Source organism: Pseudogemmobacter faecipullorum (assembly GCF_020539525.1).
Taxonomy (GTDB): Bacteria; Pseudomonadota; Alphaproteobacteria; order Rhodobacterales; family Rhodobacteraceae; genus Pseudogemmobacter; species Pseudogemmobacter faecipullorum.
This window is the reverse complement of sequence record NZ_JACDXX010000011.1, coordinates 78,968-99,499: the sequence shown is the minus strand read 5'-3', so window position 1 is coordinate 99,499 and position 20,532 is coordinate 78,968. Positions and strand designations below refer to the sequence as shown.

Here is a 20,532-nt window from a genome sequence, read left to right as displayed (position 1 = left end):
GCCGGCGCTCATCGCCGGGCCAGCTGCGCCGCCCGAAAATGACGCGCGCCGCCTGACAGGCGCTCTTCGCGCAGCGCGATCCCATAGACCGCTGAGAGGCTGGCCTCTGACAAGGCGGTCGCAACCGGGCCATTGGCAACCACACCGCCTTTGCCCGCCAGCAGCGCCTGATCGCCGATCATCGCCGCCTGATCCGGATCATGCGTCGAGAGCAGGATTGCGATACCCTTGGCTTTCAGCCTGAGAATGGCCTGCAGCACCCGGTGGCGATTGGCAAAATCGAGGCTTGCGGTCGGCTCATCCATGATGATGGCCGATGCATTCTGCGCCAGAGCCCGCGCAAGCAGCACCATCTGGCGCTGCCCGCCCGAAAGCGCGCAAACCGACACAGGCGCCAGATCGGCAATGCCCAGCTCTTCCATCGCGGCCAGGGCCCGGTTCTGCTCGGGCTTTCCCGGCTGGGCCAGCAGGCCGAGGCGGGCCGAAGCCCCCATCAGCACCAGATCCAGCGCCTGAAAGCCAAAGCGGGTGTCAAGCGATTGCGGCACATGGGCGAAGCAGGCCGCGACCTCTCGCCGGCGCAGGGCCCCGATTGGCCTGCCCTCTAGCAGGATCTCACCCGAAAGCGCCGGAAGAATACCCAGCAGGCTGCGAAACAGCGTGGTTTTTCCGGTTCCATTCGGCCCCAGCAAGCACAGAACCTGCCCGGCACAGAGGCTCAGGCTGATATCTGAAAGCACTGCCCCGCTGCGATAGCCGACGCTCAGATGACGGGTTTCCAGCAGCGGCGTCATGGCGCCACCATGGTATTCTGCCGGGCGAGGATCCAGACGAAGAGCGGCGCGCCCAGCACCGCGGTCAGGATGCCGAGCGGTACTTCGGTGCTGGCAATGCTGCGCGCCAGGGTGTCGACCAGCACCATGAACCCTGCGCCCAGCAGGGTGGCGACCGGCAACAGACGGTCAAAACGCGGGCTGCTGATCATGCGCGCCATATGCGGGACCATCAGGCCGATCCAGCCGATCACACCGGAGAGCGAAACCGCTGCGGCAGTCATAAGCGTGGCGCAAAGGATGACCAGCAGCCGCATCTTGCCCGCGGCCACCCCCATGGACCTGGCCTCATCATCGCCAAGCGCCAGCAGGCCAATACGCCAGCGCAACAGCAAAAGCGGGATGAAGCCGAGCAGAATGGGTGGCAGCGCCAGCCAGATGTCATTGCGTTTCACCCCGGCGAGGCTGCCCATCAGCCAGAAAGTGATGGCGGGCAATTGCTGCTCGGGATCGGCGAGCAGCTTGACCAGCGCGATGCCCGATCCCGCCAGGGCGCTGATCGCGATGCCGCAGAGCACCATGACCAGCGCATCGCCGCCAGGCTGCAAGGACAAAGACAGCAAAAGCACAAGCGCCACCACGCCCAGACCGGCGGCAAAACCGCTGAGCTGGATCAGCAGCACCGGCAGCCCCAGCAAAATGCCAAGCACCGCACCAAAGCCAGCCCCGACTGAGACGCCGAGGATATCAGGCGAGACCAGCGGATTGCGAAAAGCGGTCTGAAAGGCCGCCCCCGAGGCGGCCAGCGCCGCGCCGATGATCAAGGCCGCCAGCACCCGCGGCAGGCGGATATTCCAGAGCACAATCTGGCTCTGCATATCGCCCCCGCCGGTCAGCGTGGCAAAAATCTGGCCCGGAGACAGGGTGAATGGCCCGGTTGCCACCCCCAGAACCAGGGCGAGGCACAGCGCCAGAACCAGCAGGGCAATCAGGCCGCGATCACGCACCGAGCAATGCCCTGACCGCCGCCTCATCCAGGCTTACCCCATAGAAAAGCTGATAAAACTCTATGATCTCCTGGTGCAGATCGCCCTCAGCCCGGTCCGGGAAAAACTGATGCGCCAGCCATCTGAGACCGATCAGCCGATTGACCGAAGGTGGCGCGTCAATAAAGCCGAAAGGCGCGGCTGGCGCGAGATAGACCCGGCCATTCATCACCGCCGGGATGCCCTGCCATTCCGGCATAGCCGCCACATTCGCGGCAAAATCCTTATCCATGGTCAGGATGATCTCCGGGGCCCAGGCCTGTAGCTGCTCGGGCGAAACGGTGACCAGCCCGGCTGCCGAGGCCTCAACCACATTGCGCCCGCCCGCGCGTTCGATGATCTCGGCATTCATCGCGCCGCCCGGCGCAGTTTCCAGCCCCTCGGGCCCACGCGCCAGATAGACGCGCGGCCGCCCGGCCTGAGGAACCCTGGCCAGAAGAGCATCGATCCCGGCCAGGGTCGCCTCGGCATAGCTGGCCAGCGCCTCGGCCCGTTCAGGCACCGCGAGGATCGCACCGGCCTGGCGGAGCCCCTCAGGCATATGGGCAAATGAGGCATCGAGCAGCAGATAGGGCACATCAATCTGCTCCTGCACCCGTGCGGCAAGATCGCTGTAAGTGTCATTTACCGCGCCATAATCCAGGATCAGATCAGGCTGCGCCGCCAGCAGAACCTCAAGATTAAGCGTATCGCCCCGGCCGGTCAGACGCCCCAGCTCCGGCAGAGCCACCACCTGCGGCAGCAGATAGGCCAGATCCTCCGGCTTTGGCGCCCGCACCCAGCCGATCATCGCCTCGGGCTTCAGCGTATAGAGCAGGGTCGAGGCCAGCGGACCGGCGGCAAAGACCCGTGACGGCTGCGCGGGCAGCTCAAGGCTGCGGCCGGTGGCATCGGTGACAATCTGTCGGGCTTCGGGCTGTGCAGGCAGGGCTGCCAGGCTCAGCGGCAGGGCAAACAGGGCGCAGCGCAGCGCCTTTAACGGGGAGTATCGCACCAGAATGCTCCGAATTCAGGTTTCACATCGATCAGCGGCGTTGCATCGACACAATCGAGGCCGCGCACCCTCAGACACCCGGCCTCAACGGCGATCAGCCTGACCAGCGAGGAGGCGATGGGATTGGGCCGCAAGGGCGAGCGCAGCGCGAAAGTGCCGGTCGAGCCTGCGATGTTATGCGGGTTTTGCCGCACCGCATCGCGGCGCGACAGATGCATCCAGTAGAGGATCTGCAGGTTCTGATGCGCATCGATGCCATGCAGGCCAGGCGTCCAGAGCTCCCCGATCTCGATCAGGCAATCCGGCCCATGCAGCGGATCACCGCGTTTCGGGCAGTCTTCCCGCCTGAGCCAGGGGGTGCGGATACGCCCGATGAACCACAGACCTGCCTGAAACGCGCCGGGCAAAGCCACGGCCTCTTCATAGGGGCGCAGCGGATCCTCCAGGGTCTCAGTCATCGCTGGCGCTCCCCGGCAGGGGCGGCGGTGTTTGCGGATATAAACCGGCCTGCAATCCGCCGCATCAGACCGCTCCGCCTGCCAGGGCACCGGCGGCCAGGAAACCGGCGGACAGGGCTCCGTCGGACCGGGCACCGGCAGGCAAAGGCCTGGCGCGGGCCGTCAGCCAGGCCAGGATCTGATCCACATCCGGCTGCAGCGCTTCAGCCGTACCTGCGGCAAAATCGAGGAAAGCCTGGCGCCATAGCGGTGAAACTCCGACCAGAACCGGCATATTCTCACTGCAGGCCATGCCAATCGCCTCAACCAGGCCGCGTCCTGCCGCCTCCTGGCGACCGAATTTATTCACCACCAGCCCCTGGGCAGAGCCAAGACGCTGATGCACCAGCATCACCGCTTCCTCCAGTGCCCCGGCATCAAGGCGACAGCTGATGGCCAGCGGGCCGAGTGCCAGGCTGATATTGCGGACCGGCCCCCCGGGCAGCAGGCGCAGCACGATATCGCATTTCTCGCGGCTGGCTTCAGGCGGCGAAAGTTGCACCGTCCCGGCCAGAGCAAGGCCTGCTGCCTGCGCCCTTTCAGCGACCTGCGCCAGAATCGCATCGGTCAGATGCTCCGGTTCCGTACAGAGATAGCCAATGTCCATCATACCTTCCTGTCCGCAAGCGATATGTATGCTGAAACATATCACTCGGAGTTTTCAAGGGGGGTGAGGCCGGATCGCTCTGCCCTCCGGGAAAGCACCCTCGCAGGGCGGATGTTGTGCCGGAAATGCCACGCCCTGACCGGGCAGCCGGCCAAATCTTGCTGAGGGCAAGGGATATGTTTCATCATACATATCGAATCGCCATCGGAGACATGGCGACCTGGGAACTTTGGGAGGCCTAAGCGTGAATTATTCTGTCAGCCTGATCGGGCGGCTTGCTCTGACAGGCTTTATCCTGCCTGCGCTGTACTCTTTGCCGCTCTCGGCACAGAGCACGGCCCAGAATACGGCACAGACTCCAGCCGGAGGCGAGGGCTTCGCCCTTGGGACGATTTATCTCGGGGATGATGATCAGGGCCAGGGCGGCTCGGTCAGCCGCACCACCGGCGAGACCGCGATGCAGGAGAACCGCCTGACACTCGAGGATGCCCTTGCCACTCAGCCGGGGGTGAGCGCGATCAGCTCGGGCGGCGGGTCACGCAATGAGCGCGAGATCTTTGTGCGTGGCTTTGACCGCTGGCATGTGCCGCTGTCGATTGATGGCATCCGGGTGTTTCTGCCCGCCGATAACCGGCTGGATTATGGCCGTTTTCTGGTACCCGACCTGGCCGAAGTGCAGGTTCAGAAAAGCTATGTATCGGTGATCAACGGCCCGGGCGGCATGGGCGGCGCGATCAATCTGGTGACCCGAAAGCCGGAAAAACCCTTTGAAGGTGAGGCCCGGCTGGGCGCAGAGGCCGGCAATCGCGGCGATGTGACGGGGCGCAACGGCTATCTCTCCTTTGGTACCCGGCAGGAGAGCTGGTATGCCCAGATCAGCTATATGCGGCGCGACAGCGACGGCTTTTATCTGTCGCGCGATTTCGCCCCCAACCCGGCCTATCCCTATCAGGACGAGGGCCTGCGCCGGGATTCCGGGACCGATGACAGCCGGCTGAACCTGAAATTCGGCTATACGCCGAATGCCACGGATGAATATGTGCTGAGCTATACCCGGCAGGAGGGCTCGAAAAGCGCGCCTTACAGCACGCGGCTGCCGGTAAGCGGTTTCCCGGGCAGCGGGGGTGGTTCGACCCAGCGCGACTGGACCTGGCCAGAATGGGATATCAGCAGCCTTGCCTTCTATTCCCATACCGCGCTCGGGACCGGCACTCTGAAGACCAGGGTCTATTACAACACTTTCGACAATATCCTGTCGGCCTGGGATGATGCCAGCCATCAGGTCCAGAGCCTCGGGCGGGCGTTCAACAGCGTCTACGATGACCACTCGGTCGGGGCGAGCCTGGAATATGGCCTGACCACCGGAGCGCATGATCTGAAATTTGCAACGCATCTGCGGCGCGATGTGCATGAGGAAACCAATTACGCCCGCCCTGACCACCCGACCCTGTCGCGCATCGACCCGAGCGAGCGCAGCATCGAGGAAACCCTCAGCTTCGCAGTCGAGGATACCTGGCGGATCCGCGATGATCTGCGCCTGGTGGCGGGCCTCAGCTATGAGAGCGCCGAGGTCAAAGAGGCCAAACGCTCCAGCCTTTCCACTGGCTATGCACCGCTGAGCGTTGATGCGCTCAACTGGCAGATGGCAGTGATCCAGGAGGCCGGCAATGGCGGGGAATATCACGCCAGTCTTTCTTCGCGCACCGCTTTCCCGACCCTGTTCCATCGCTACAGCACCAGCTTTGGCACCATGGTGCCCAATCCCGATCTGAAACCCGAACGCGCCACCAATTTCGAACTGGGCTATAAGGGCGATCTGGGGCCAGTGGCGGTCGAGGGCGCGCTGTTTTACAGCGAGGTCAGGGATCTGATCCAGACCATCGAGATCAGCAGCAGCCCGACCGTGCTGTCACAGCGGCAAAACCTTGCCAAAGCCCGCTATGCCGGTTTCGAGATTGCCGCCACCGCTGATCTGACCGGGACCCTGGCGCTTCAGGTCAATTACACCTGGCTTGACCTTTCGGTGAAGGATCCGGTGACCAACGGCGCCAGGATCACCGATATTCCGCAGCATAAAGCCTATGTGAAGCTCGACTGGCAGGCCAGCGAAAAGCTGACCCTCTCGCCCTCGCTCGAACTTTATTCAAGCCGCTGGTCTGACCCTGCCATTGGCTCGGGAGATCGCAATAATCCGATCTACAGCAACATGTCTGGCTTTGCGCTCGCCAATCTCGATGGCAGCTGGCAGGCGAGCGAGCAGGCCGCGCTTTACTTTGGCATTCGCAATCTTTTTGACCGCGACTATGCCGTGACCGAGGGCTTCCCCGAAGCGGGCCGGAATTTCTATCTCACCGCGCAGATGAAATTCTGAGAGGGTCCGGAGCGGCCGATCGCCTGCAAAGGACCAGGCTCCTGAGCAGGCGAGTGACCGCCGGGGCCATGTCAGGGCCGGGATCGCTTCGGCGTGACCGGGTGAGAACAGGCGCATCTCCGGCCGCGGTTTGTCAGTGGCTGATGGCCAGGGGGCGGGGCCCGACCCTGGCCTTCCCGGCCCTAGTCTCCCCGGTCCAGGCCACCCCGGTCTTGTCTTTCCCGGTCTGCTGCCGGGCCGGCGCCATAGGGAAAGCACCGGCCCGGCATCGGGGATCAGATATCTTTCACCAGCCGCAAAGCATCATAAATTGCGGCATGGGTGTTGCGGGCCGCCACGGCATCACCGATGCGGTAGAGGCGGAACTGCCCTTCACGATTGCTGACCGCCGCCTGAGGCGTGCCGCCGATCATCGCGGTATAATCCACCGCGCCTTCATTCAGCGACAGGCCCTGCAGCTCCAGATAAAGATCCGCATTCGGACGGGTGCCGTTATTGACGATGATCTGGTCATAGAGCTGCTCTTTGCGCACCCCGCCGTAATCGCTGCCGATCACACCGATCAGCTGATTGCCCTCTCTACGCACCGCCTCGAGCAGGAATGTCACGGTAAAGGTGACATCAAGGCTTTGCAGGCTGCGCATATAGGGCACAAGGTTCATCGCCATGACCTCGGGGGCGAAAGAGCGGTCGCGGGTCATGATCTCAACCCGGCCCCCGGCTTTGGCGATCACCTCGGCGGCCTGCAGCCCGGCATGATCGCCGGCATCGTCATAGATCAGCACATTCTGCCCCGGCTTCACATCGCCCGAGAGAATATCCCAGGCCGAATGCGCCAGCTCATTTCCGGCATCGAGAATGGCAGTATGGGGCAGCCCGCCGGTGGCAACGATCACCACATCGGGCTGGAGTGCTAGGACATCCTCTTTCTCAGCCCAGGTGTTAAAGCGGAAGCTGACCCCCAGTTTTTCGCATTGCGCGAGGCGCCAGTCGATAATGCCGATCATCTCGCGGCGGCGCGGTGAGGTGGCGGTGAGCAGGATCTGCCCCCCGGCCCGCGGACCGGCCTCGAAGACCGTAACCCTATGGCCGCGCTCGGCGGCAACCCGGGCCGCTTCCAGACCGCCCGGCCCCGCGCCGACCACAACCACATGCTGACGGTCTTGCGCCTTAGCGATGTCATGCGGCATGGTCTCTTCCCGCCCGGTGGCGGGGTTGTGCAGACAAAGCGCCATCCCGCCCTGATAGATCCGGTCGAGGCAATAATTCGCACCGACGCAGGGCCGGATATCCTCTTCACGCCCCTCGAGGATTTTGCGCATGATCTGCGGATCGGCCATATGCGCGCGCGTCATGCCGATCATATCAACCTTGCCGCTGGCGATGGCATGTCGCGCGGTGGCAACATCCTGGATCCGGGTGGCGTGAAAGACCGGGAAACGGGTCTCGGCCCGCACCTCGCCCGCCAGATCCAGATGCGGCGCCGAGGCCATGCCCATGATCGGGATATTATCGGTCAGCCCGGCATCGGTCTCGATATGGCCACGGCTGACATTGAGGAAATCGACCAGGCCGCTGGCTTTCAGGCGGCGCGAAATCTCCATGCCTTCGGCCTTGTCATAGCCTTTCGGGCTGTCCTCATCGGCGACATAACGGATGCCGAGCAGGAAATCCGGCCCGACGCGCTTGCGCACCGCAGCCAGCACCTCAAGCGAAAAGCGCATCCGGTTTTCCAGCGAACCACCATATTCATTCTGCAACTCATTGCTCATCGGCGACCAGAATTGCGAGAGCAGATGGCCAAAGCTCTCAAAGTCGATGCCGTCAACGCCCGCGGCTTTCATCCGCTCGGCCGCATCGGCAAAATCGCCGATGATGCGGGTGATATCCCAGTGCTCGATCAGCTTGCCAAAGGCGCGATGCGCCGGTTCGCGCTCCATGGTCGGGGCGACCACCGGCAGCCAGTCACCTTTGTCCCAGCGCGTGCGCCGCCCCAGATGGGTGAGCTGGATCATCACCTTCGCGCCATGATCATGGCATTCATCGACCAGTTCTTTCATCCAGCCGACCACCTCATCGCGGTAGGCAAGGATATTGTTAAAGACCGGCGGGCTGTCGCGCGACACCGCCACCGAGCCTGCGGTCATGGTCAGCGCGATCCCGGCCTTTGCCCGGGCGACGTGATAGGCGCGGTAGCGCCCCTTGGGCATGCCATCCTCGGGATAGGCAGGCTCATGCGAGGAGGTCATCAGCCGGTTACGGAAGGTCACATGTTTAAGCGTATAGGGCTGAAGAAGCGGATCGTGCGACATCTGTGGCTCCATGGATCTGTCCTGGCCCGGGGCGCGACCCTATACACCAGTGACTAGGATATAGATGCAGGTGGATATGATTCAGTCAATAATGTTTATCATGCTTGCAGCACTGGCCAGGTGGGGTAGAATGGCGCCATGACCCTTCCCGATCCTGATCCCCATCTGCGTGGCTCGGCCGAGCTCTGGCTGAAGGCGGCCTATGAGACCCTGCTGGAAGGCGGGGTCGATGCGGTGCGGATCCTGCCGCTGGCGCAGAAGGTAAATCTGTCACGCGCAAGTTTTTACTGGAGCTTCAAGACCCGCGATGAGCTCCTGGCCGCGCTGCTCAGCCACTGGGCGCGCAAGAATACCGAAGCCATCACCAGCCGGGCCGCCGCCTATGCCGATAGCCTGCCCGAGGCCTTGCTGAATGTCAGTGACTGCTGGTTCAGCCCGATTTTCGACGACCGGCTGGAGCTGGCGATCCGCAGCTGGGCGCTGCAGTCGCGCGAGGTGCTTGACCAGGTGCGCAAGCTCGATGACATCCGGCTCCAGGCATTGAAAGAGCTGTTTTTGCGCTTTGGCGTCACGCCGCAGCTGGCCGAGGTGCGGGCGCGCAGCATGTATCTGGTGCAGATCGGCTATATTGCCATGCAGACCGATGAGACGATGGAGCTGCGCCTGTCCCGCCTGCCCGCCTATATCGAGGCTTTTGGCGGCATTGAGCCGGATGCGCGCGAAATGCTGCGCTTTCTCAGCCGCAATGGCTTTGCCCCCCGGGCAGGCTGAGGCCGGAGCCTCTGCCTGCCCGGTCGCAGCCGGTTGCGCACCTGTTGTGACCTGCCAGAAGCCCGAAAACCGGGCATCCCCCTCTACTGCCCTGTCCTGTCCGCCAGCCCGCAGGATATGGCAGTCCTGAGCACACGACTCATCTTGACAAAAATAATCAGGTAATACATTTCAACCTCCAGTGATCTGGCCGTCTGGAACGGCACCCCCGATCACATCCTCCGCCAGCCGCCTGTCAGCCAGCGATTATCCGCACATTTTTGGCTCAGGTGAGGCAGACTATGTCTGACAGAATTTCCCTGCGCGCTGCTCTGCTGAGCAGCGTTGCACTGCTGGTTACAACACAGGCCTTCGCGCAGGAGCGGCCCCGGGTCACAGAGCCGCTCGGTACCGTTGTGCTTGAGACCCGCCGGGATGTGCAGACCCAGACCGCAACGGCGGTCACCGAGATTGATCAGGAAGAGCTTGATGACCGCCAGGCCTCGACCATCGCCGAGCTGGTGGCGACGGTTCCCGGGGTGACGCTGGTCAATGGCTCCACCCCGCTCGGCAGTGGCATCAATATCCGCGGCTTTGGCGGCGGCTCAACCTATGGCAGCAATCAGAAGGTGATGATCACCATCGACGGTGCCACCCAGGGCTCGGAAGAGATCTACCGCATCGGTACCCAGCTGTTCACCGATCCCGAGCTCTATAAGCGCGTCGAGGTGATCCGCGGTACGGTCGGCAGTTTTGAATATGGTTCGGGCGTGGTCGGTGGTCTGATCCAGCTGGAAACCAAAGATGCCTCGGATTTCACCGGCGGCGAGACTGGCTATAAGCTGCGCCAGGCCCTGAGCTTTGGCACCAATGGCGACGGCATCACCTCCTCAACCACCCTGGCCTGGCAGCCCTCCGAAGATCTTGAGTTTCTGGCCAGCTATATCTGGCGCCGCCAGGGCAAACAGGTCGATGGGGACGGCAATCTGCTGGGAGCCGAAGGCTTTAAAACCCCCTCCTACAGTCTGAAGGGCAAATATACTTTCGGCGCCTCGCGCGATCAGTCTGTGACGCTGTCCTATACCGACACCCAGCTGGCCGAACGCGATGTCCCCTATGATGCGATCAGCGATCTGCCGTTCTTTGGCAATGTCGACCGCGATATGCAGTCGCGCAATCTGGCGCTGACCTATCGCTGGAACCCCGATGACAATGATCTGATCGATCTGACCGCGGCGCTGACCTATGCCGATCAGGAGATCCTGCAAACGGGCGTACCGGCTCCGGGCAATGCCACGACCAATGCCGATCTGCGCTATGAAACCACCAAGCTGACGGTGAAAAACACCGCGCTCTTTGCCCTTGGCACCACCTCGCATGAGCTGCGCACGGGCTTTGAGGTGATCCGCAAGGACCGGCTGGAGGCCTCCTCCGCCCCGGGTGGCCTTGATGAGCGCCTCGCGTTTTTCGTCATTGACGAGGTCAGCTTCGGCAATGGCCTGACCCTGACGCCTGCACTTCGCTACGAGACCCAGGATATCGACGGCACCCGCTACGGCTATGAAAAATACAGCAATGACGCGGTCATGGGCGGTCTGTCGGCGCGGTATGAATTCACCACTGGCGTCGCGATCTTCGGCAGCGCGGCCTATACCGAAGCCCTGCCCATCCTCGACGATCTGACCAACATCAACCAGAACTGGGGCGGCTGGCTGGTCAATTACATGACCACGCCCGAAAAATCGCGCACCTTTGAGATCGGCGCCTCCTACCGTGCATCGGACCTTTTTGCCGCGGGCGATGCGATCAGCGTGAAGGGCAATTATTACAATACCGACACCTGGGATGTGACCTCGGAATCCGGTCTCAATACCGTGACGATGAAAGGGCTTGAGATCGAGGGCGCCTATAGCATGGCCAATGGCTTCTATGGCGAGCTGAGCGCGAATATCGTCGATGGCTCGTCGCGCAGCACCGCCTGGGTCTGGAACGATTATTATAAGTTTACCCCGACCGACACCCTGCGCCTCGCCCTCGGAAAACGCTGGGATGATACCCTGGATCTGAGCTGGGAGGTGGCCGCCTCGAAACGCTATGACGAGGGCGATGCCACGGCGGCGATCCCCGGCAATGCGGTTCATGCGCTGCGCGCCACCTACCGCCCGCAGGAAGGCGTTCTGGCCGGAACCGAGATGCGCTTTGGCGTCGAGAACCTGTTTGACCGCGATTACCAGCCCCGCCTCGCCACCCGCGACGCACCGGGCCGCAACATCAAATTCACCATCGCTAAAACCTTCTGATGACTGCCGGGCGCGCCCAGCCGCGTCCGGCCCCTTTCTAACCTTAACGGAGCCCCGTGATGGCCAGCCTCTCAAAAGTTCTGCCCCTGCTTTCTGCCAGCCTCCTCGTCCTGACTGCCCCGCTTGCCCTGGCCCAGGCCAGCGGCGGCGAAGCGTCTGAAACCGCAAAGGAAACGGCGGATCGCCTGCTGACTGAGGGCCTGGTGCCCGGTGTGCAGAATGAGATCCGCGAAGAGGGCAGGCCGGGCGTCGCCGGTGGCCACAGCCAGGCGGCTTTCATCGCCGCCTATGATGCCGATGGCGATGGCAGGGTCAGCCTGGATGAGCTGATCATGCGCCGCACCACCCGGCTCCAGGCCGCCGATACCGATGGCGATGGCTTTTATAACGAGGCCGAATATGTGGCGGAATATGCGGGGCGTCAGCGCCAGCAATATGCCGATCAGGGCAAGGATTATGTCGAAACCGACAAGCGCGTGACCGAGGGTCTGAAACAGGCCGGGGTGCGGTTCAACCTGCTTGACCGGGACCGCGATGGCCTGTTGTCGCTGGAAGAGGATCTGACCTCGGCCCGTAAAACCTTTGCCCGCAATGACACCGATGGCGATGGCTTTGTCACTGCCGCCGATCCGAAGCCACAGCGTGAGGGTGATGACGACGCGGCCTCTGATGCTGCCGATGCCGGTAAAAACCCTGAAAAAGCAGCCGACTGAACCCTGCCCTGACGCTGATCCCTCTCTCTGTGCGCGGCCCCGCCGCGCCGGAGAACCTGGTCCTGAAGGAAAAGACATGCCTGCGAAATCCCTGCCTCTGACCGCCGGGCTGATCCTGGCCGGCGGGCTGAGCTTTGCCGTCACCCTGCCGGAAATGGCGGCGAGCCCCTATTACCGCCCCTATCTGGCGGCCTGGATCGAGACCGATGCCCGTGCCGCTCAGGGCACGGTGGCGGTCTGGTATGACACAAGGCTGAAGGACAATCTGGGCACGACCTTCCTGCGTGAGCTGCGCAGCTGGTGGCGGGCCACCGGCAAAAGCCTCGATCTGCCGGCCGATGGTATCACCGGGCCAACCCGGGCCGCTGGCCGTCACGAGGTGACGCTTGAGGCCGGCCATCCCGCTCTGGCCGCGCTGGAGCCGGGCGAATACGTGCTGGCGGTTGAGGTGACGCGGGAGGATGGCGGGCGCGATGTACTGCGCGCGCCCTTCAGCTGGGGGGGGGCAGGCAGCGCCGAGGCCCGGGGCGAGGGTGAAATCACCGCGCTGAGCGTCACCACCACCCGCTGAAGCCCGGATGTCCCCCTCCCTTTCTTCGATCACGAACCGCAGTTTCTGGCTGCGTCAGCTCCGGCTCTGGCACTGGGTCTCGGCGGCGATCAGCCTTGGCGGTATGCTGATGTTTGCCGCAACCGGGCTGATGCTGAACAATCCCGGCCTGTTTTCCGCCCGCCCCGAGACCAGAGAGACGCTTTATCAGCTGCCTGGGCCGCTGCAGGCCGGGCTGGCCGCTTTCCCTGCCGAGACCCATGCACCTTTGCCTGAGGCAGTCACGGGATGGGCTCTGGATGAATTGCGCCTGGATCTGCGGGGACGCGCAACCGAAACCAGCGCCGATGAGATCTATATATCCCTGCCGACACCGGGCGGCGATGGCTGGCTGGCGATCGACCGCAGCCTCGGCGAGGTGGTTCTATCGCGCACAGAGGCAGGCTGGGCGGCCTATCTGAATGATCTGCATAAAGGCCGTCATGCCGGAGAAATCTGGAGCTGGTTCATCGATTTCATGGCTTTGGCCTGCATTTTATTCACCCTGACCGGATTTGGCCTGTTGTGGCTGCAGGCGCGGCAGCGCCCGGCCACCTGGCCGCTTGGCTGGGCCAGCATCGCGCTGCCCGTAATCGTTGCGCTGTTGTTTATTCATTAGAAATGAGGCCGGATCTGATGGACCATCATCTGGTGCTGCCCCCGCTGCGGCACGAGGCAGCGCTGCTGCCGCCACCGCCCGGTTCTCGCCTGATCCGGCTGCATGGCGAGAGCATGGGCACCGGCTGGAGCCTGTCTGTCTATGCGCCGCCGGGTCTGAGCGAGGCGGATCTGCGCGCGCTGACCGGGCGTGAGCTGGCGGCGATACTGGCGCTTTTCAGTCCCTGGCAGGCTGAAAGTGAGATTTCACAGCTGAACCGTGATCCACGTGAGGATCTGCAGGTGAGCCCGGCTTTTGCCGCGCTGCTGGGGCCGATGCTGGATCTGGCGCGCGCGAGCAATGGGGCAAGTGATCCGACCCTGGGCACGCTGGTCGATCTCTGGGGCTTTGGGCCAGCGGGGCGGCGCAGCGGCCTGCCCCCGGCTGAGAAAATTGCAGCGGCCCGCGCGGTCAGCGGCTGGCAGCGGGTCAGCTTTGACCCGCTCAGCGGGCGGCTGCAACGCCCCTGCGGCATGCGCTTTGATTTCAGCGGCAGCGCCAAGGGGCTGGCGGCGGATCAGATTTCCGCCGCGCTGAGCCGGGCCGGGGCCGGGCATCACCTGATCGAGATCGGCGGCGAATGCTATGCGCGCGGGCTTAAGCCCGATCTGCAGCCCTGGTGGCTGGCGGTTGAGACCCCGGAACCCGCACTGCCTGGCTGGCGGGTGGCGCTGTACGGCATGGGCCTCGCCAGTTCCGGCGCGGCGCAGAACTGCTTTTTCCACGCCGGGCGGCGCTATGCGCATAGCATTGACCCGGCGACCGGCTGGCCGTGCCAGGCGGGGCCGGTTTCTGTCACTGTACTTGCACAAACCTGTTGCGAGGCGGATGCGCTTGCCACCGCGCTGATGGTCCTTCCCCTGGCCGCCAGGACTGCGTTTATCGCCCGGCGGGGGCTGAGCGCGCTGATTTTTGAGGCCGATGGCAGGGTCTCACCCAGCCCGCTCTGGGCCGCGATGACGAAGGATGATGATGCTCAGCCCTGATCCCTGGAGCTGGCTCATGGCCGGGGCGACGGCTTTTGGCTGGGCCGGGCTGAGCTGGCATTGTCTGCGCCCGCCCCGCGCCGGGCCGCGCCATGAGGCTGATCTTCTGATCCTCTGGGCCAGCCAGAGCGGCACTGCCGCGGGTCTGGCCGGCGCGCTGGCAGAACAGCTCAGCGCCCTATCACCCCGGTTGCTGCCGCTTGATCAGCTGAGCGCCACAGATCTGCAGCGGGCCCGGCGGGCCGTTTTCGTGATTGCCACCACCGGCGCGGGCGAAGCCCCGGATCATACCAGCGGCGCGCTGGAGCGGCTGCAGAAAGCTGTGCCCGATCTGACGCAGCTCTCTTACGCGCTGCTGGCCCTCGGGGATCGCCGCTATGCAGATTTTTGTGGCTTTGGCCGCAGGCTGGAGGTCTTTTTGCGAAATCACGGCGCGCGGGATCTGCTGCCCCGCGCCGAGATTGACCGCGCCTGCCCGGCCGCCCTTGCCAGGATCAGCCGCGATCTTGGCAAGGTCTTTGGCGCGGCCCCCCTGCCACCGCAACAGCCATCACGCTGGCGACTGATCGCGCGCAGGCATATCAACCCCGGCAGCCCCGGCGGCGCGCTATATGCGCTGCGCTTTCAGCCTGAGGCTATGATGCCGGACTGGCAGGCCGGGGATATCGCCAGGCTGACCCTGCCTGGTGAGGCAGGGCCGGTGGCGCGCGATTATTCCCTGGCCTCTTTGCCAGAAGCTGGCTGGGCCGAACTGATCCTGCGCCAGGTCAGGGATGCGCAGGGCCGGACCGGCCAGGGCTCAGGCTATCTGACCCGGCAGCTGGCGATTGGCGATACTGTGCCGCTGCAGCTGCGCGCCAATCCGGGTTTTCGCGCCAGGGATCACGCCGCGCCAATGATCCTGATCGGCAATGGCTCGGGCATGGCGGGGCTGCTGTCGCATCTGCGGGCCCGGGCCGCCGCTCTGCCCGCAGCCGGAACCTGCCGCCTGTTCTTTGGCGAAAGATCCCCGGCGCATGACCGGATTTTCGCCGATGAACTGGCCAGCTTGCAGGCCTGTGGCCTGTCTTTGCAGATCGAACGTGCATTCTCGCGCGCCGAAACGCCGCGCTATGTCCAGGATCTGCTGCATAACCATGCCGCATCCCTGCGCGAGGATGTCAAAGGCGGGGGCCACATCTTCCTCTGCGGTCGGCGTGAGGGCATGGCCGGGGCGGTTCTGGCCTGTCTGCGGGCCGGGCTGGGCGAGGATCTGTGGCAAAAGCTGCGCACAGAGAACCGCCTGCACCAGGATGTCTACTGAAAGAAATGAAAACGGGGCCTTGCGGGCCCCGTTTTTGTTTCCCGATCAGAAAGCAAGATTACTGCGCCGGGCTGAGGCGCAGCACCTGATCGCCACCCGGATCCTCTTCGCCAAGCGATTTATTCACCGCAAAGACCGCGCCGTTGCCATCGGTCGAGACATGATTGGCATAGCTGCCGCCATCGAGATTGGCGACCAGCTGGCCTTCGAGCGAGACAACCGCGATCTGACCGGCGCCACGGCTGGCAACGAAGGCCTGTTTTGAAACCGGCTCAAACACCACATTCAGCGCGCCTGCGCCGACCGGGACATTATGCTCAACCGCACCGCTTTCCAGATCGACGATCAGCAGATTGTCACTGTCCTGCGAGGCGATGAACAGCTTGCCCGAGGCCGGGTCATAATCAAGGCCGCTGGCATTTTTCGCCCCGGTAAGATCGATGACCTTAGCCAGCTCGCCCGTCGCCAGATCGATCACCGCAAGCTCATTGCTGACGCGGCTGATCGCAAACAGCCATTTGCCCTCGGGATCAATGCCAAGCCCGAGCAGATAGAATTCACCGCCGCGTTTGGCCGATCTGATGCGGATCTCGCCGGTTTTTTCCAGGGTTTCCGTATCAAACACATGCAGCGTATCGGTCGCTGCCGAAGAGACATAGGCGCGGCCATGCTGCTCATCCACCCGCACATCGCGCGAATGATAGACCATCTCGGCGGGGAACTGACGGATCAGCGACAGATCATCCTGGGAATAGACCGCGACGGTATTGTCGAATGTATTGGTGGTCCAGACCGTGCCCTTGCTGTCATCGACATCAATGCCCAGAACGCCGACCGGGGCCGGGGTCTCGCCCGCTTTCAGCGGCTTGTCCGGATCGGCGGGCAGAGCCGGCGGGACGATCCGGGCGATCTCTGCCAGAGTGTCCGGATTAAGCTTGATCAGCGCAGAGCTGACCGGGCGGTAGCTGCTGGCGGTGACGAAAAGCGCATCCGATTTTGCGCTGTAAACCGACTGATAAAGGCCGGGTGCGGGCTGGATTTTGAGCGTGCTGAACTGCTCAGCCCCCGAAAGCGGGATGTTCTGCGACACTTTCACATCCACAATCGCCGCCGAAGCCGGGTTTTCAAAAACCGCGATCACCGGATGGATGCCGCTGGCAGCACCTGCGGGCAGGCTGAAGCTGAAGGAAACCGCGCCTTTGTCATCGGCAGTGGCTTTGCCCTCACCCAGCGGCGTGGTGCCCTGCAGGAAGCTGACGCTCTGCCCCGGCATCAGCCCCGAGCCCGCGAGGGTGACGGTGCTGCCCGCGAAAACCGGCGCGCCGGGCTCGGCGGCCGAAACACGGAATCGGCCGGTGAATTCAGCGGGAGCAGAGAATAGCCCGTCGGCAAAAGCAGCCGCGGGCAGGGGGGCCAGCATGAGAGCCAGACCACAGCGATAGAGAAAAGGCTTCAGAGAGGGGGGCGACATCTTACGCTCCTGAGGTCAGAGACAGAGGGGATCTATCGGCCTGGCGAGGAGCGGGGAGATAGCGGTTCTTGCAGCAGCAAAAGCCAGCAATCGGCGGGCAAAGTCAACCGCCGGGCGACTGGTTTTACCCAAAATGCCGGGGGGGATATGTAGTTTCCCGGGGCGCGGACCCTCTGGCCGCGCCCCGGGAAAAAGCTCAGCGTGACAGCAGCAGCGCAATCACCCGGTCGGCCGCCTCTTCGGCTGAGATATCAACGGTATTCACCTCAATCTCAGCCGCCAGCGGCGCCTCATAGGGGCTGTCGATGCCGGTGAAATTCTTCAGCTGCCCCGAGCGAGCTTTTTTATAAAGCCCCTTCACATCCCGGGCCTCGGCCACGTCCAGCGGGGTATCGACATAGACTTCGACAAACTCGCCCGCCGCCATCAGATCGCGCACCATCTGCCGCTCGGCCCGGAAGGGCGAGATGAAGGCGGTCAGCACGATCAGCCCGGCATCGGTCATCAGCTTTGCCACCTCGCCGACGCGGCGGATATTCTCCACCCGGTCGGCATCGGTAAAGCCGAGGTCGCGGTTCAGCCCGTGACGCACGTTATCGCCATCGAGCAGGAAAGTGTGCTTGCCCATGGCATGCAGCTTTTTCTCGACCAGATTGGCGATGGTCGATTTACCCGAGCCCGAAAGGCCGGTGAACCAGACCACCGCAGGCTTTTGCGTCTTAAGCGCGGCATGGGCGTCGCGGTCCACATCCACCGCCTGCCAGTGGATATTCTGGCTGCGGCGCAAAGCGAAATGGATCATCCCTGCCGCCACGGTGGCATTGGTCATCCGGTCGATCAGGATGAAACCACCCAGATCGGGATTGTCGCGGTAGGCTTCAAACGGGATCACCCGGTCAGTCGAGATATTGACCACCCCGATGGCATTCAGCGCCAGGGTTTTCGCGGCGAGATGTTCGAGGGTGTTAACATTCACCTCATATTTCGGCGCAGTAACGGTGGCGGTGACGGTCTGAGTGCCGATCTTCAGCAGATAGGGCCGGCCCGGCAGCATTTCGGCATCGGCCATCCAGACCAGGCTGGCCTCGAACTGATCGGCAACCTCACAGGGCGCATCCGCGAGGGTGATCACATCGCCGCGCGAGCAGTCGATCTCATCGGTGAAGGTCAGGGTAATGCTTTCCCCGGCCAGAGCGACGGTTTTTTCGCCATCAGACGAGGGGATCGCCCGGACATGGGTGGTCCGGCCCGAAGGCAGCACCCGCACCGCATCGCCGGGTGCGATCCGGCCCGAGGCGATCTGGCCGGAAAAGCCGCGGAAATCGAGATTGGGCCGGTTCACCCATTGCACCGGCATGCGGAAGGGCTGGTCCAGCAGCCGGGTATCGGTGACCGGCGCGGTTTCCAGATAATCCAGCAGCGTCGGGCCCTGATACCAGGGCATCTGGTCCGAACGGGTGACGATATTATCCCCTGCCAGGCCCGAGATCGGGATGGCCTGAAACTCCCTCAGCCCCAGCTGATCGGCAAAGCTGCGATATTCGGCAACGATCTGGTTGAAACAATCCTCACCATAGCCGGTGAGATCCATCTTATTGACCGCCAGAACGATGTTCCGGATCCCCAGCAGATGCACCAGATAGGAATGGCGCCGGGTCTGGGTCAGCACGCCCTGACGCGCATCAATCAGGATCACCGCGAGATCCGCTGTCGAGGCGCCGGTGACCATATTGCGGGTATATTGCTCATGCCCGGGGGTGTCGGCGACGATGAATTTGCGCTTATCGGTGGCGAAAAAGCGATAGGCCACGTCGATGGTGATACCCTGCTCACGCTCGGCAGCAAGACCATCAACCAGCAGCGCGAAATCAATCGCCCCGCCCTGGGTGCCGACGGCTTTGCTGTCCTGCTCAAGCCTGGCCAGCTGATCCTCGAAAATCATCTTGCTGTCGTAAAGCAGCCGGCCGATCAACGTGGATTTGCCATCATCAACCGAGCCGCAGGTGATGAAACGCAGCATGGTCTTATGCTGATGGCGCGCCAGATAGGCGTCGATATCCTCGGCGATCAGCGCATCAGTCACATAGACGGGGTCTTTTGCGGCGATATCCATCAGAAATACCCCTCTTGCTTCTTCTTCTCCATCGAGGCGGCCTGATCATGATCAATCGCCCGGCCCTGACGCTCGGAGGTGGTGGTCAGCAGCATTTCCTGGATCACCTCCGGCAGGGTCTTTGCCTCAGATTCCACCGCGCCGGTCAGCGGGTAGCAGCCGAGAGTACGGAACCGCACCGATTTCAGCGCCGGCACTTCGCCCGGGCGCAGCGGGAAACGATCGTCATCCACCATGATCAGAAGGCCATTGCGCCCGACCACCGGACGTGGCGCGCTGAAATAAAGCGGCACGATCTCAATGCCCTCGAGATGGATATATTGCCAGATATCAAGCTCGGTCCAGTTTGAGATCGGGAAGGCGCGGATGCTTTCACCAGGCGCCTTGCGGGTATTATAAAGCTTCCACAGCTCGGGGCGCTGGTTTTTCGGATCCCAGCGATGATTGGCCGAGCGGAACGAGAAAATCCGCTCTTTCGCCCGCGACTTTTCCTCATCGCGGCGCGCACCGCCAAAAGCGACATCGAAACCATATTTCGTCAGCGCCTGTTTCAGCCCTTCGGTCTTCCACAGATCGGTATGCAGAGCGCCATGATCAAAGGGGTTAATGCCCTGGGCCATCGCCTCGGGATTGTGATGGACCAGCAGCTCCATCCCGGCCTCGCGCGCCGCTTTATCGCGCAGATCATACATCGCCCGGAACTTCCAGGTGGTGTCGACATGCAGCAGCGGGAAGGGCGGCGGAGCCGGCCAGAACGCCTTTTTCGCCAGATGCAGCATCACGGCGGAATCCTTGCCGACCGAATAGAGCATCACCGGCTTTTCAGCGCTGGCCGCGACCTCGCGCAGGATATGAATGCTTTCGGCTTCAAGCCGTTGCAAATGAGTCAGTGACATTTCGGAACGCATCGACAGCCTGCACAGGAAGGACCAGATGCCTGATCTGATGCCACAGCGATGGTGCATTTCAAAGGCAATCACAGGGCAATCTGTGGAATTGGGGCAGATTGCCCAGGGGCTGGCCCGGGGGCGGAAAATCGTTCCGGTATC

At 63.0% G+C, this 20,532-nt stretch carries 17 protein-coding genes; 8 read left to right on the top strand and 9 right to left on the bottom strand.

The window, feature by feature from the left end:
* Positions 1-8: 8 nt before the first annotated feature.
* The 5 genes from H0485_RS12990 to H0485_RS12970 form a co-directional block, all read right to left on the bottom strand.
* Positions 9-794: an ABC transporter ATP-binding protein gene (locus H0485_RS12990; protein ID WP_226936214.1), complete on the bottom strand. Its 786-nt coding sequence runs from the start codon at positions 792-794 to the stop codon at positions 9-11.
* The gene (locus tag H0485_RS12985; RefSeq protein ID WP_226936212.1) at positions 791-1,780 is read right to left on the bottom strand and encodes a FecCD family ABC transporter permease; all 990 of its coding nucleotides are present in this window, start codon (positions 1,778-1,780) and stop codon (positions 791-793) included. The genes H0485_RS12990 and H0485_RS12985 overlap by 4 nt, the downstream gene beginning before the upstream one ends.
* Complete coding sequence (locus tag H0485_RS12980) at positions 1,773-2,813, bottom strand: ABC transporter substrate-binding protein (protein WP_226936211.1); 1,041 nt, start codon at positions 2,811-2,813, stop codon at positions 1,773-1,775. The genes H0485_RS12985 and H0485_RS12980 overlap by 8 nt, the downstream gene beginning before the upstream one ends.
* A complete protein-coding gene (locus H0485_RS12975; RefSeq protein ID WP_226936209.1) occupies positions 2,795-3,271 on the bottom strand; it encodes an SAM-dependent methyltransferase in 477 nt (158 codons plus the stop codon). Before H0485_RS12975 ends, H0485_RS12980 begins: the two co-directional genes overlap by 19 nt.
* A 64-nt stretch (positions 3,272-3,335) precedes the next feature.
* A complete protein-coding gene (locus H0485_RS12970; protein WP_226936207.1) occupies positions 3,336-3,917 on the bottom strand; it encodes a DUF2478 domain-containing protein in 582 nt (193 codons plus the stop codon).
* A gap of 244 nt (positions 3,918-4,161) precedes the next feature.
* Here H0485_RS12970 and H0485_RS12965 point away from each other — a divergent pair, with 244 nt between their 5' ends.
* Positions 4,162-6,288, top strand: coding sequence for a TonB-dependent receptor plug domain-containing protein (locus H0485_RS12965; protein WP_226936205.1), 2,127 nt, complete (start codon positions 4,162-4,164; stop codon positions 6,286-6,288).
* Between the two features lie 275 nt (positions 6,289-6,563).
* Here H0485_RS12965 and H0485_RS12960 read toward each other — a convergent pair whose 3' ends face one another.
* Positions 6,564-8,600 carry an NADH:flavin oxidoreductase gene (locus tag H0485_RS12960; RefSeq protein WP_226936203.1) on the bottom strand — a complete coding sequence of 679 codons (2,037 nt, stop codon included), beginning with the start codon at positions 8,598-8,600 and terminating at the stop codon, positions 6,564-6,566.
* Between the two features lie 138 nt (positions 8,601-8,738).
* On the opposite strand from H0485_RS12960, the gene H0485_RS12955 reads away from it, so the two are divergent.
* The 7 genes from H0485_RS12955 (at position 8,739) to H0485_RS12925 (ending at position 15,899) form a co-directional block, all read left to right on the top strand.
* Positions 8,739-9,371: a TetR/AcrR family transcriptional regulator gene (locus H0485_RS12955; RefSeq protein WP_226936201.1), complete on the top strand. Its 633-nt coding sequence runs from the start codon at positions 8,739-8,741 to the stop codon at positions 9,369-9,371.
* A gap of 281 nt (positions 9,372-9,652) precedes the next feature.
* Positions 9,653-11,650, top strand: coding sequence for a TonB-dependent receptor domain-containing protein (locus H0485_RS12950; RefSeq protein WP_226936200.1), 1,998 nt, complete (start codon positions 9,653-9,655; stop codon positions 11,648-11,650).
* 59 nt (positions 11,651-11,709) lie between these two features.
* Positions 11,710-12,363 (top strand): EF-hand domain-containing protein, encoded by a 654-nt coding sequence (locus tag H0485_RS12945; RefSeq protein WP_226936198.1) that lies wholly within the window; start codon positions 11,710-11,712, stop codon positions 12,361-12,363.
* 76 nt (positions 12,364-12,439) lie between these two features.
* Positions 12,440-12,934, top strand: coding sequence for a DUF2271 domain-containing protein (locus H0485_RS12940; protein ID WP_226936196.1), 495 nt, complete (start codon positions 12,440-12,442; stop codon positions 12,932-12,934).
* A gap of 7 nt (positions 12,935-12,941) precedes the next feature.
* Positions 12,942-13,571 carry a PepSY-associated TM helix domain-containing protein gene (locus tag H0485_RS12935; RefSeq protein WP_226936195.1) on the top strand — a complete coding sequence of 210 codons (630 nt, stop codon included), beginning with the start codon at positions 12,942-12,944 and terminating at the stop codon, positions 13,569-13,571.
* A gap of 17 nt (positions 13,572-13,588) precedes the next feature.
* Positions 13,589-14,596 (top strand): FAD:protein FMN transferase, encoded by a 1,008-nt coding sequence (locus H0485_RS12930; RefSeq protein ID WP_226936192.1) that lies wholly within the window; start codon positions 13,589-13,591, stop codon positions 14,594-14,596.
* Complete coding sequence (locus tag H0485_RS12925) at positions 14,577-15,899, top strand: NADPH cytochrome P450 oxidoreductase family protein (RefSeq protein WP_226936191.1); 1,323 nt, start codon at positions 14,577-14,579, stop codon at positions 15,897-15,899. Before H0485_RS12930 ends, H0485_RS12925 begins: the two co-directional genes overlap by 20 nt.
* 58 nt (positions 15,900-15,957) lie before the next feature.
* On the opposite strand, the gene H0485_RS12920 is transcribed toward H0485_RS12925, so the two are convergent.
* The 3 genes from H0485_RS12920 to cysD all read right to left on the bottom strand — a co-directional run bounded on the left by H0485_RS12920 (position 15,958) and on the right by cysD (position 20,379).
* Positions 15,958-17,370 carry a YncE family protein gene (locus tag H0485_RS12920; RefSeq protein ID WP_226936189.1) on the bottom strand — a complete coding sequence of 471 codons (1,413 nt, stop codon included), beginning with the start codon at positions 17,368-17,370 and terminating at the stop codon, positions 15,958-15,960.
* Positions 17,371-17,566: 196 nt separating this feature from the next.
* Entirely contained in the window at positions 17,567-19,483 is a 1,917-nt protein-coding gene (gene cysN, locus H0485_RS12915; RefSeq protein WP_226936188.1) for a sulfate adenylyltransferase subunit CysN, read from the bottom strand.
* Positions 19,483-20,379, bottom strand: a complete 897-nt coding sequence (gene cysD, locus H0485_RS12910; RefSeq protein ID WP_255613597.1) for a sulfate adenylyltransferase subunit CysD — start codon at positions 20,377-20,379, stop codon at positions 19,483-19,485. The genes cysN and cysD overlap by 1 nt, the downstream gene beginning before the upstream one ends.
* Positions 20,380-20,532 lie beyond the last annotated feature (153 nt).